The organism is Aerococcaceae bacterium zg-252 (assembly GCA_016237705.1).
Classification (GTDB): Bacteria; Bacillota; Bacilli; order Lactobacillales; family Aerococcaceae; genus Globicatella; species Globicatella yangjingiae.
Map to the genome: position 1 here is coordinate 382,308 of CP066204.1, position 13,219 is coordinate 395,526.

The following is a 13,219-nucleotide window of genomic DNA, read 5'->3' on the forward strand; positions in this document are numbered from 1 at the left end:
GATTAAAACGATTGCAATAAACGGCATTTTGTTGTATGATTTAATCAAACAAAAGCAACTATGCTTTATAACACAATATGTGAAAATGGTCACATGGAAAGAAGGAAATTATGAAAGTTTTTGCAAGTCCATCACGTTATATTCAAGGTAAAGATGTTTTATTTACAAGTTTAGAACATATTAAAGCATTGGGTACAAAGCCACTCGTACTTTGTGATGATGTTGTATATGATATTGTCGGCGAAAAATATTTAGCTGCTTTAACAGAAAATGGCTTTAATGCGACTCGAGTAGCTTTTAATGGTGAAGCATCCGATAATGAAATCAATCGTGTTGTGACAGTTGGAAAACAAGAAGGTAATGATGTGGTAATTGGTCTTGGTGGAGGTAAGACATTAGATAGTGCCAAAGCAATAGCTGATTTAATGGTTGTACCAGTAGTGATTGCACCAACAATTGCTTCAACTGATGCTCCATGTTCTGCTTTATCTGTTATTTATACTGATGAAGGTGCATTTGATAAATATATTTTCTATTCGAAAAACCCAGAATTGGTTGTTGTGGATACACAGGTTATTAGCCAAGCGCCAACACGTTTGTTAGCATCAGGTATCGCAGATGGTTTAGCAACATGGGTAGAGGCACGTGCTGTCTTACAGAAAAATGGTGAAACAATGGCAGGTGGCTATCAAACACTTGCAGGAATTGCAATTGCTCAAACATGTGAACGGACATTATTTGCTAAAGGTTTAGAGGCAATGGCAAGTAATAAAGCAAAAGTGGTAACAAAAGCTTTAGAAGAAGTGGTTGAGGCTAATACTTTGTTAAGTGGTCTTGGTTTTGAAAGTGCTGGTCTTGCAGCGGCACATGCTATCCACAATGGATTTACAGCCTTAACAGGTGATATTCATCATTTAACTCACGGTGAGAAAGTTGCGTACGGAACATTAACACAACTTGTATTAGAAAATGCACCGAAAGAAGAATTGGATAAATATATTCATTTCTATCAAGCACTTGGTTTACCAACAACATTAAAAGAATTACATCTTGAAAATGCAACGTATGAAGATTTATTAAAAGTAGGTCAACAGGCTACAATTGAAGGAGAAACGATTCATCAAATGCCATTCAAAGTGACAGCAGAAGATGTAACAGCAGCAATTTTAGCAGTAGATGCTTATGTAACTAATTTAGCAAAATAATTTTATCTCTTTTTATTGAAAAATAATAGTAACATCAAACAAGGTTTGAATCCTATTAGTGATGATAACCTTGTTTTTATATGTACTTTTAATGGTGCCCACCACAACCATTTGTGTTTACTTTATTTTTATAAAACGTTACAATAATATCAATATTTTAAACAGATTCTTGACAATTATTTTGTTTTTATGTGGGTTATTGTCAGATTATGATATTAAAAATAAGTAGGAGTGATTTGCATGGTTTTTAAATTAATCGAAGAACGATTATTAGAAGATATTCAATCGTATGGTAAGTTATATGAACATGAAGAAACAGGGGCACAAGTGCTACGTTTAGAAAATGATGACCCTAATAAAGCATTCATGATTGCGTTCAAAACACCACCATATAATGATAATGGGATTGCCCATATTTTAGAACATTCAGTGTTGAATGGTTCTAAAAAATATCCGACTAAGGAGCCATTTGTAGAGTTAGTAAAAGGTTCGTTAAATACTTTTGTCAATGCGATGACATATCCAGATAAAACTTTATACCCAGTTGCATCAACGAATCAACAAGACTTCCAAAATTTAATGGCTGTATATTTAGATGCAGTTTTTCAGCCTAAATTATACGAAGATGCTCAAATTTTACAACAAGAGGGTTGGCATTATCATTTAGAACAACTAGAAGATGAATTGATTTATAAAGGGGTTGTGTATAATGAAATGAAAGGAGCATTGGCTGCACCTGAGCAACAACTATTTCATGATGTGATGCGTCATTTATATCCAGACACATTATATAGCTTTGAATCTGGTGGAGTTCCTAAAGCAATTCCGTCATTGACGCAAGAAGAGTTTGCTGCCTTTCATAAACGTTACTATCATCCAAGCCAATCATTGACTGTATTATATGGTGATTTAGATGATGCAGCTGCGTTTGAATCATTAGAAGAGTATTTTACAGGTGCAGGAAAAGGTGCTGAAAAAGTGAATTTAGCCATTGATGTGCCTTTCGTCGAAGATCATCATATTGAAGAATTATATTCGATTGCTGAAGGTGATGACGCTACGGATAAAGATTTCTTAGCATTAGCATGGCATACGAATGTAGCAGATGATATTTTAGAAGGCTTTGGTTTAGGTGTAATGATGGATGTTCTATTTGGGAACAACCAAGCCCCTGTGAAAAAAGCTCTTTTAGATGCTGGTTTTGCAGGAGATATTGTAGCCTATCATGAGTCAATTGGGTACTTTAGTATGATTAATATTATTGCAAAGTACACGCAAACAGAACATTTAGATAGATTTAAGCAAATTGTTGAAGATACTCTAAAACAAGTTGTGGCTGAAGGTATTGACCAAGAACTTGTGATGGCATCATTAAATGCATTTACGTTTAAGCAAAAAGAAATGGTAATTTCTGAAAGTAATCCACGTGGGGTGCTTTATGCGATAACAGCAATGCAAACATGGCTATATGATTTGAATCCCTTTGATAGTCTAGGTTTTACATCGTATTTTGATGAATTACGTACTCGTTTTGAATCAGGATATTTTGAAGAATTAGTGACTAATTACTTATTAGAAAATCCACACCGTATTTCCGTTGCGTTAAAAGCCACTCCGGGCTTAAATGACCGTTTAGAAGCTGAGCAACATGAAGCATTACAAGCATATAAAGCAAGTTTATCTCAAGAAGAAATTCAAACAATTGTTGATACAACACAAGCATTGATTAAACGTCAAACAACACCAGACCGTGAAGAAGATTTAGCGAAAATTCCAATGTTAACACGTGATGATTTGACGACCGAAGTAGAAGATTATCCACTTGAAGTATCCCAATTTTTAGGTGAGCAAGTCTTCTATCATGCACCACAATTTACAGCTGGAATTGATTATGTAGAATTATTATATCGTATTGATGATTTTTCAGCTGATGAGTTGAAATGGTTGAGTTTATTGTCACAAATTATCAATAAGTTAGCGACTAAGCATTACTCAAGCAAGGAATTACAAACAAAAATTGATTTGTATACAGGTGGTATCGATGCAGCTGTACAAGCATTCGAAAAAGAGGGAGGTCTTTCAATTTACTTTACAATTCGTGGTAAAGCATTGGAAGAAATGGATAGCCACTTACTCGATTTAATGCATGAAATTGCTGTAAATGTTAATTTAAATGATGTTGAAGAGATTACGAATATTGTGCAACGTGCGATTTCAGTATTTGAGCAACGAATGAATTATCGTGCTGACTTATTAGCAAGTCAACGAGCGCTTAGTCAAGTGAGTGTTGCGTCAAAATTAACGGAGTTATTGAGTGGTTTAGATCAATATTATTTCTTAAAAGAAGTATTGAAACAATTAAAATCAGAACAAGCTGCAGAAGTGATTGAGGAGGTACAAAACTTATACAGTCGCTTAGCAAATAAAGCACGATTGAATGCTTTCTACATCGGAAGTCAAGAACGTAAAGAGAAATTAGTGCCGATGATTGAAGAGCGATTTGATGATTTAGCAATTGCAACAATTGGCGAAAAAGTAATTCATCAAACCGGAGAAAAGCAAAAAGAAGCCTTTATTGCAGCTCAAGATGTCAACTATGTGGCGACAGCTAATGCTGTTAAGCCGTTTGAATACAAAGGTTCGAATCAAGTGATGATGAAAATCTTAAACTATGACTATTTATGGAATACGATACGTGTTCAAGGTGGCGCTTATGGTGCAGGGCATGCATTGCGTCGTAATGGAAATGTGACCTTTGCAAGTTATCGTGATCCTAATTTAGTTAATACATTAAATGTTTACCAAGGTGTGCCACAATATATTCAAGAATTTACAGCTAATGAAGAAGCATTATTGAAATATATTATCGGAACGCTTAGTGACATTGACCAGCCATTATCGGCAGCTGATAAGGGACATCAAGCGTTTGTGATGTATCATATTGGTTTGACAACAGACGAACGTCGTCGCTTTAAAGAACAAGTATTGAATACAACTTTAGAGGACTTGCAGCAAATGGCAGTCATTTATGAACAAGTTTTGACTAATCCAGCTATTGCAGTTATTGGTAATAAGACACAAATTGAAGCAGTAAAAGACCAATTTGATGTTATCCGTGAATTATATTAATTTGATGCTATTATGAAGTAGTATGAAAAGTACTGGAGTGCATTAGCACTCCCAGCTTTTTTGAAATATACGGTATTTTAGCTCACATAGAAACTGGAATAGGAGGGATATTGATGGCATACAATCGAAAGCAAGTGATTGGATTAGGTGTGTTTTTAGTCATCTGTTTTATTATTGTCCGTTATTGGAGTATTGCTGAGTCATTATTAGTTACTATTTTTAATGCGTCGAAACCATTTTTTGCTGGGGCAATGATTGCTTATATTGTTAATATTTTATTAGTAGGCTATGAGTCGTTATTTGAACGTTTTATTAAGATGCCTAAACTGTTAAAATTTAAGCGTGGATTGAGTTTATTATTGGCATACAGTACTTTTATAGTGGTTATTGCGATATTACTGGGTATTGTCATTCCAGAGTTGATTGGTGCGATACAGTCATTACTATCCATTGACCCAAGTAAGTTTCAAGAATTATTTGCTAAAGTTGAAAAAAATGAAACAATTCAGCAAGTATTGAAACTACTGCAAAGTGAGAATGGTGGTAGAATGGATATTGCGTCGACCGTAACGAATTATATCCAACAAATGTTATCGACATTAGGAAATCTATTACTTAATATTTTGACGTCGGCAACGGGTATTTTTTCAGCTGTGTTTAATGTGTTTATGAGCATTGTCTTTTCGATTTATTTATTAACAGGTAAAGAAAAAATTGCAGCTGAAAGTGAACGTTTAATTCTTGCTTATATTCCAAAATTATATCGATTAATTGTAGGTATCTTATCAGTGTTTGACAACTCATTTAGAGGATTTTTTGTTAGTCAATCATTAGAAGCAGTGATTTTAGGGTGTATGTGCATGCTTGGTATGTGGTTATTACGTTTACCGTATGCGACAACTGTCGGAATATTAGTTGGTAGCTCAGCTTTTATTCCAGTCATTGGGGCGTATATTGGTGCGGGTTTAGGGACTTTTTTAATCTTTACGCAATCTCCGTCGCAAGCCTTAATCTTTTTGATTTATATTATTGTTTTACAACAATTTGAAGGAAATGTGATTTTCCCACGTGTCGTAGGTGGAAAAGTTGGTTTACCAGCGATGTGGGTTTTAGTTTCGATTACGATTGGTGGTGCATTATTAGGTCTAGTAGGGATGTTAGTTGCTGTACCAATCGCAGCGGCGTTATATCGCTTATTAAAGGCAAATATTAATCATCGTTTGAACGTTAATTCTTATGCGGAAAATGCGACGAAATTTTAAGTTCATTTTAAATAGATGTAACATAATGAAAAAGGTCATCGGGCAGTTGTCATAGAACTCTCTCTCCCCCAATCATAACCATTGGCGACAATTGATTTGATGATAATGTTGAAAGAGGTTATTTAAAGCCTTATTCAAATAGTAAAACGGGCGTTAATGACATCATTTGATGAATTTAACGCTCGTTTTATTTTAAGATAGGCATAGTAGCAATTGTGGAGGTATTGAATGAAAAATCATACAATAATGCAATATTTTGAATGGTATTTACCAAGTGACGGAAAGCATTGGCGTCGCTTAGAAGAAGATAGTGAACATCTAGCAGCATTGGGAATTACAAAAGTGTGGATGCCACCTGCATTTAAAGGAACGAATGAACATGATGTGGGTTATGGTGTTTATGATTTATTTGATTTAGGTGAGTTTAATCAAAAAGGAACAGTTCGGACAAAATATGGGCTAAAAGATGAATATTTAGCTGCTATTAATGCACTAAAGGCTAATGGCATAGCACCGATTGCTGATGTGGTATTAAATCATAAGGCAAATGGTGACCATTTGGAGCGATTCCAAGTATTGAAAATGAATCCAACGAATCGTCAAGAAGCTATTAGTGAGCCGTATGAGATTGAAGCATGGACAAATTTTGAATTTGAAGGAAGAAACAATCAATATAGTGATTTTAAGTGGCATTGGTATCATTTTTCAGGAACTGATTATGATGCACTCAATCAAGAAACAGGTATTTTTATGGTCTGCGGTGAGAATAAGGGCTGGGCAGATGATGATAAGGTTGACAGTGAAAATGGTAATTATGATTATTTGATGTTTACAGATATCGATTATCGTCACCCTGATGTAGTTCAGCATATTGAAGATTGGATGTATTGGTTTGTGGATACGACTGGGGTTGAGGGATTTCGTTTAGATGCGATTAAGCATATTGACCACCAGTTTATTCAGCAATTAATGGCGAAGGCTCAAGAACGTTATGGTGAAAGTTTTTATATTTTCGGTGAATATTGGCATGCCGATACTGAAATTAAAAGTGCATATTTAGCTGATACGCAATATACGTTTGATATTTTTGATGTTGGTTTGCATATGAATTTCTATAATGCAAGTCAATCGGGTGCTGAATATGATTTAACACAATTATTTGATAATGCATTAGTGCAGGAATTGCCAATGTCTGCCGTTACCTTTGTTGAAAATCATGATACGCAAAGAGGGCAAGCACTAGAATCAACGGTAGAAGACTGGTTCAAACCAATGGCATATGCGGCGATTCTATTACGTGAAGCAGGGTTGCCATGTGTATTTTATGGTGATTACTATGGTGTGCAAGGTGAGTTTGGACAACCAAGTTTCAAAGAAGATTTAGATAGTCTAATGCATTTACGACGTCATCACGCATATGGTGAACAAGTGGATTATTTAGATGACCCTAATTGTATTGGTTGGACACGATTAGGGACGGACGAATATCCAGACGGCATGGCTGTTGTGATGAGTAATGGGGACGATAATGAAAAACGTATGTTTGTCGGTGAGTTAAATGCTGGTAAACAATTCGTTGACTACTTAGGAAATCATGACGGCTCAATTATTATTGATGAAGAGGGTTGGGGTGTTTTTCCGGTAAATGGGGGTTCATTATCAGTATGGACAAATCAAGATATATTGGGTTAGTGGCGACTGATAGGAGCAAGTAGAGATTGAACTGGAATAATCAGTCTGATTTAAATAATGCATGAAATATGGTAAGATAGTTACTAAGTAGAAGTAGTTTATCTAAATGAGAAGAGGGATTAGATGAAAAGTTATGTCGAACACTACGTGGCATTTGACGAGATACTACTGCCAGAACCATATCGTGTAGTTGAAATTCCATCATGGGAAGCAGTAATTGAACCAGTCGTCAATGGTGTGCTAAAAGTTTATAATGAAGAATTTAATCAAACTGCTACTAAGTTAACTGATGAAATGGTAGCAGCATTACAAAATCCGGATTTGACGACAGTTCATGAATTGAAGCAATTTGCAATGGATGCGTATCAAGAGCGTGAACGAGAATTGAAGTTTCAACACCATATTTTTCCGTATTTATTGGTGTTTTTTGCGAATACTACACAAACGATTATTAATAGTGAAGAATCAGATGCTTACTACCAAGCGATGATTGAGAATTTTCGTGAAGAGGCTGAGAAATTAGGCTGGACACTTGATGATTTTATTCGTGATAGTTTTCAACTAGAGCCAAATCAACAAGAGGAATTGAAGGAGCGGATTCATGAATATTTTGTGTTTAAGTTAATTGCGTATGCACGTTTTGGTGAAAATCATGGTGATTTAGATGAAGCTAGTTATGATGCGTTCATTCAGCAACAAGTGGTTCATCAAATGGTAGATGAGATTGATTTGCGTGAACGTCTGCCGTATGTAGTGTATAAAGATATTTTCCCAGAAATTTTATTGACGGAAGAATTAAAAGATTACTTTAAATCTCAGATTACCTTTCAAATTAAAGCACAATAATGATGTTTGGTAATTAGCACTTGTAACCTTGTTTGGCTACAGGTGTTTTTTTGCAATGAAGTCATGTCAATTATTGACTGGCTGAAAGGTGTATATGATATAATAATCTATGTAGAAAAGTGAAGACGGTGGCTCCTGAAACCGAAAGAGAGGTGATGCCTATGGGCAGTTCATCAAAATCTACCGGAAAGGAGGGAGCATATTTTGACTGCATTTGAAGTTGTACAAACGATACTTAGCTTTAGTAGTTTTATTATTGCTTTGATTAGTTTGTGCTATAAAATCTTCAAAGACAATAAAAAATAATCCGTCCCCACTTTTGACACAGTAGGACGGATTAAATTCATCTGATGGTGTCGCCGTCTTTTTAACGGTTCTACGCTGGAGCTGGAGTGCAATCCAGCTCTTTTGTATTTTTATTATATAGCATAAAAAGAGTAAATTCAAGTGAGTGGAGAGATTAGTTAGTAATCAAATTCACAAAAATCTATAAACATGATGATTTTAAATAGGGAACTTTTATGATAAAATATTCTATGTAGAAAAGTGAAGACGGTGGCTCCTAACACCGAAAGAGAGGTGATGCCTATGGGCACTTCATCAAAATCTAACGGAAAGGAGGGAGCATATTTTGACTGCATTTGAAGTTGTGCAAACAATTCTTAGCTTTAGTAGTTTTATTATCGCTTTGATTAGTTTGTGCTATAAAATCTTCAAAGACAATAAAAAATAATCCGTCCCCCACTTTGGCAAAGTAGGACGGATTAAATCATCTTACGGAGCCACCGTCTTTTAACGGTTCTACGCTAGAGCTGGATTGCCGTCCAGCTCTTTTGTATTTTTATTATATAGCATAAAAAGAGTAAATTCAAGTGAGTGGAGAGATTAGTTAGTAATCAAATTTACAAAAATCTATAAACATGATGATTTTAAATAGGGAACTTTTATGATAAAATATTCTATGTAGAAAAGTGAAGACGGTGGCTCCTAACACCGAAAGAGAGGTGATGCCTATGGGCATTTCATCAAAATCTACCGGAAAGGAGGGAGCCTATTTTGACTGCATTTGAAGTTGTGCAAACGATTCTTAGCTTTAGTAGTTTTATTATCGCTTTGATTAGTTTGTGCTATAAAATCTTCAAAGAGAACAAAAAATAATCCGTCCCCCACTTTGGTCAAGTAGGACGGATTAAATTCGTAATACGAGCCACCGTCTTTTTAACGGTTCTACGCTGGAGCTGGATTGTCGTCCAGCTCTTTTTCTATATTCATTATAACATACAAAAATTGAATTTCAAGGAATTACAAGCTATCTGTTAAGCATTTGATTAGATTAACATCCAATCAAGTTATACATAACTATACCCGAAAATAGAAGTATACATCTTCATTAAAATTTAGCAAAGTTCTACTCTGTAAGTGCTAATTTTGTTATAATGGTAACATTAGTATAGAAAGAAGGCGTCAATTATGGACATTAGAGAAAAAATCTTAAAATTGATTGAGCATGATAGTCGTTTAACGCATAAAGAAATTGCGACCTTACTAGGTTTAGAAGAAGCCTTAATTTCTCAAACGATTAAAGAATTAGAAGAAGAAAAAATTATTTGTGGCTACCATACATTAGTGAATTGGGATAAAACCGATGATAATATGGTGTCTGCGATTATTGAATTACGTGTCAATCCACAACGTGGACAAGGTTTTGACCGTATTGCTGAGAAAATATATCATTTTCCAGAAGTGAAATCAATGTATTTAACATCTGGGGGATTTGACTTTTTAATTGAGTTACATAAAGCACCGATTCGTGAAATTGCCGACTTTGTTTCATCTCGATTATCAATAATTGAAGAAGTGCAATCGACAACGACACATGTTATCTTGAAGAAATATAAAGAATATGACACCTTATTCATTAAAAAAGAAAATAATCGTCGGATGGTGGTTACACCATGAGAAACTTTTTAAATAAAAAAGTTCAAGCCATTGAGCCGTCTGGTATTCGTCGCTTTTTCAGTATGGCGAGTGAAATGAAGGACGTCATTTCCTTAGGGGTAGGCGAACCTGATTTTGATACACCATGGCATGTTCGTGATGAAGCAATTTATACGATTCAAAAAGGACGTACTTTTTATACAGCAAATGCTGGATTATTAGAATTACGTCAAGCTATTGCAGAAAATATTATGCGATTACAAGGCGTGGCATATGACCCAGCAAAAGAAGTATTGGTAACTATTGGGGGAAGTGAAGCGATTGACTTAGTCTTTCGTGCAGTGATTGAACCGGAAGATGAAGTGATTTACACGCAACCTAGCTATGTGTCTTATTTGCCATGTGTGCAATTAGCTGGGGGTGTGCCGGTTGCTATCGACTTGAAAGAGGAAAATAATTTCCGTTTAACAAGAGAAGAATTAGAAGCAGCGATTACGGATAAAACTAAAGTATTAGTCTTATCATTTCCGAATAATCCAACTGGAGCTGTTATGACAAAGGCAGATTTAGAAGCAATTGTTGATTTGATTATTGAAAAAGATTTGCTTGTTGTTTCAGACGAAATTTATGACAGATTGACATATAATGATGATGAAGAACATGTCAGCATCATTAGTTTTCCGGGAATGCGTGAGCGCACGATTTATATTAACGGATTTTCGAAAGCGTATGCGATGACTGGATGGCGTCTAGGTTATTGTGCAGGGCCAGCTCAAATAATTGAACAAATGACTAAGATTCATCAATTTACGATTATGGCAGCACCAACGATGAGTCAATATGCAGGGTTAGAAGCGTTGAAATCTGGGGAACAAGATGTAGAAGAAATGCGTGAAAGTTATAATCAACGTCGCCGTTTCTTATTATCAGAGTTGGAACGTCTAGGTATTCCGTGTTTCGAACCATTGGGAGCATTTTATATTTTTCCAAATATTTCGCAGTTTGGCATGACTTCTGAAGAATTTGCGACACGATTAATTATGGAAAAACGTGTAGCTGTTGTTCCAGGAACTGCATTTGGAAAGAGTGGGGAAGGTTTCGTTCGGATTTCCTATGCCTATTCAATTAATGAGTTAAAAGCAGCGATTGAACGGATTGAGCAATTTATCGAAGAATTAAAGCAAGAAAAATAAAAATATTAATGAAAGAAGGGTTGAGCCTATGTCACAATTACCATTAAGAGAAGCATTACCTATTGAAGAAACTTGGGATTTAAGTTTATTATTCAAAGATAGCAAAGCATACCTTGAGGCACTTAATGAGGCGAAACAATTAGTAGTTGAATTTGAGCAACGTTTTAAAGGAAACTTAAATGATGTTGACACTATTATTGAATCGCTTGAAATATACGAGGACTTATCACGCCGTCAAGCATATATTAGTGCGTATGGTTCATTAGGTTATGAAACGGATAAATTAAATCGTGAATATGAAGAAAATCGTGCGAAATTAGTATCTGCCTATGAATTTATATCAGAGCATGTAGTATTTTATATTTCTGAATTGAGTGGGCAGTCAACAGAATTGTTGGAATCTGTTATGGCACATGCTAAAGGTGAACCATTTAAATATTTCTTGCAAGACTTAATTGAAAAGAAATCATATTTATTATCACCTGAAGCAGAGGCAGTGTTGAGCCGTTTATCACCAACATTAGAGCATCCGTATAGCCAATACTTGACGACTAAATTCCAAGATTTAACATTTGAACCATTTGAAGCAAATGGACAGACTTATCAAAATAGTTTCGTAACATTTGAAGGGGATTTTGAAGGGCATTTAGATACGCAAATTCGTCGTGAATCATGGAAATCATTCCACGAGGGCTTAGCTCGCTATCAACATACTGCGGCAGAAAATTACATTAATCATGTGAAAACTGAAAAACGTATTGCAAGTCTGCGTGGTTTTGAGTCAGTTATTGATTATCTATTATTGAATCAAAAAGTGTCACGAGAAGCCTATAATCGTCAGATTGATGTGATTATGGCAGAGTTCGCACCTGTTATGCGTCGTTATGCCAAATTATTAAAAGAAGAGCAACAATTAGATACAATAGGACTATGCGATATTAAAATGCCGTTTACAGCAGTAGAACCGGAAAAAATGAGTATTGCAGCATCACGTGAATTAATGGAGAACATCTTTAGTATCTTTGGTGAAGAATATTTATCAATTGTAAAACGTAGCTTTGACGAGCGTTGGATTGATTTTCCGATGAATCAAACGAAATCAACAGGTGGGTTCTGTTCGACTGTTTATAATGGACCAAGTTATGTGTTGTTAAACTGGACTGGTTTACTAAGTGAAGCATTAGTGTTAGCACATGAATTAGGTCATGCTGGTCACTTTAATCTAACTTATAAAAATCAATTGAATATTACACCAGAAGCAAGTTTATACTTTATTGAAGCACCGTCAACGGCAAATGAAGTGATTGCGTGTCAATATTTATTGAATCAACCAATTGAAGATACGCAAAAACGTGTATTAATTTCTGAATTTATTTCACGAACTTATTTCCACAATATGGTGACACATTTATTGGAAGCAGATTTCCAACGTAAAGTTTATCAAGCTGTTGACCGTGATGAGTTGTTGAATGCAACAGTATTAAATCAATTTTTCCATGAAACATTAACGCAATTCTGGGGTGATGCGTTAGAAGTGACACCAGGAGCAGAATTAACATGGATGCGTCAGCCACATTACTTCATGGGATTATACCCATATACTTATTCAGCTGGTTTGACAGTTGGTACACAAATAGGACAACGTATCGCAAATGGTGAACAAGCGGCAATTGATAGTTGGTTAACAGTCTTAAAAGCTGGTGGAACATTATCACCACTTGAATTGGCTGAAAAAGCAGGTGTTTCGATGAGAGATGCTGGTGCGTTACGTAGTGCAATTCAATATGTGGACGGCTTGCTAGACCAAATTGAAGCGTTGAAAGCGTAGAAATAGATTAGTTTAATTAAATAAATTTCAACCTATATTATAGAGAATTTCTGTAATATAGGTTTTTAAGATTGGGTTTTAATGCAGTCTTATTTTATGTATGTGTTAGTTAGTTTAGCACATAAA

At 35.3% G+C, this 13,219-nt stretch carries 11 protein-coding genes; all 11 read left to right on the plus strand.

The window, feature by feature from the left end; genetic code table 11:
* Positions 1-110 precede the first annotated feature (110 nt).
* Positions 111-1,205, plus strand: a complete 1,095-nt coding sequence (locus JDW14_01860; protein ID QQD65892.1) for a glycerol dehydrogenase — start codon at positions 111-113, stop codon at positions 1,203-1,205.
* Between the two features lie 240 nt (positions 1,206-1,445).
* Entirely contained in the window at positions 1,446-4,334 is a 2,889-nt protein-coding gene (locus JDW14_01865) for an insulinase family protein (GenBank protein QQD65893.1), read from the plus strand.
* 113 nt (positions 4,335-4,447) lie between these two features.
* Complete coding sequence (locus JDW14_01870; protein QQD65894.1) at positions 4,448-5,596, plus strand: AI-2E family transporter; 1,149 nt, start codon at positions 4,448-4,450, stop codon at positions 5,594-5,596.
* A gap of 228 nt (positions 5,597-5,824) precedes the next feature.
* The gene (locus JDW14_01875) at positions 5,825-7,288 is read left to right on the plus strand and encodes an alpha-amylase (protein QQD65895.1); all 1,464 of its coding nucleotides are present in this window, start codon (positions 5,825-5,827) and stop codon (positions 7,286-7,288) included.
* Positions 7,289-7,411: 123 nt separating this feature from the next.
* Entirely contained in the window at positions 7,412-8,134 is a 723-nt protein-coding gene (locus JDW14_01880) for a hypothetical protein (protein QQD65896.1), read from the plus strand.
* Positions 8,135-8,338: 204 nt separating this feature from the next.
* The gene (locus JDW14_01885) at positions 8,339-8,440 is read left to right on the plus strand and encodes a putative holin-like toxin (GenBank protein ID QQD65897.1); all 102 of its coding nucleotides are present in this window, start codon (positions 8,339-8,341) and stop codon (positions 8,438-8,440) included.
* A gap of 325 nt (positions 8,441-8,765) precedes the next feature.
* A complete protein-coding gene (locus tag JDW14_01890) occupies positions 8,766-8,867 on the plus strand; it encodes a putative holin-like toxin (protein ID QQD65898.1) in 102 nt (33 codons plus the stop codon).
* Between the two features lie 323 nt (positions 8,868-9,190).
* Positions 9,191-9,292 carry a hypothetical protein gene (locus tag JDW14_01895; protein QQD65899.1) on the plus strand — a complete coding sequence of 34 codons (102 nt, stop codon included), beginning with the start codon at positions 9,191-9,193 and terminating at the stop codon, positions 9,290-9,292.
* A 312-nt stretch (positions 9,293-9,604) separates the two neighbouring features.
* Positions 9,605-10,093, plus strand: a complete 489-nt coding sequence (locus tag JDW14_01900; protein ID QQD65900.1) for an Lrp/AsnC family transcriptional regulator — start codon at positions 9,605-9,607, stop codon at positions 10,091-10,093.
* Positions 10,090-11,265, plus strand: a complete 1,176-nt coding sequence (locus tag JDW14_01905; protein ID QQD65901.1) for an aminotransferase class I/II-fold pyridoxal phosphate-dependent enzyme — start codon at positions 10,090-10,092, stop codon at positions 11,263-11,265. The genes JDW14_01900 and JDW14_01905 overlap by 4 nt, the downstream gene beginning before the upstream one ends.
* A gap of 28 nt (positions 11,266-11,293) precedes the next feature.
* Complete coding sequence (pepF, locus tag JDW14_01910) at positions 11,294-13,093, plus strand: oligoendopeptidase F (protein ID QQD65902.1); 1,800 nt, start codon at positions 11,294-11,296, stop codon at positions 13,091-13,093.
* Positions 13,094-13,219: the final 126 nt, after the last annotated feature.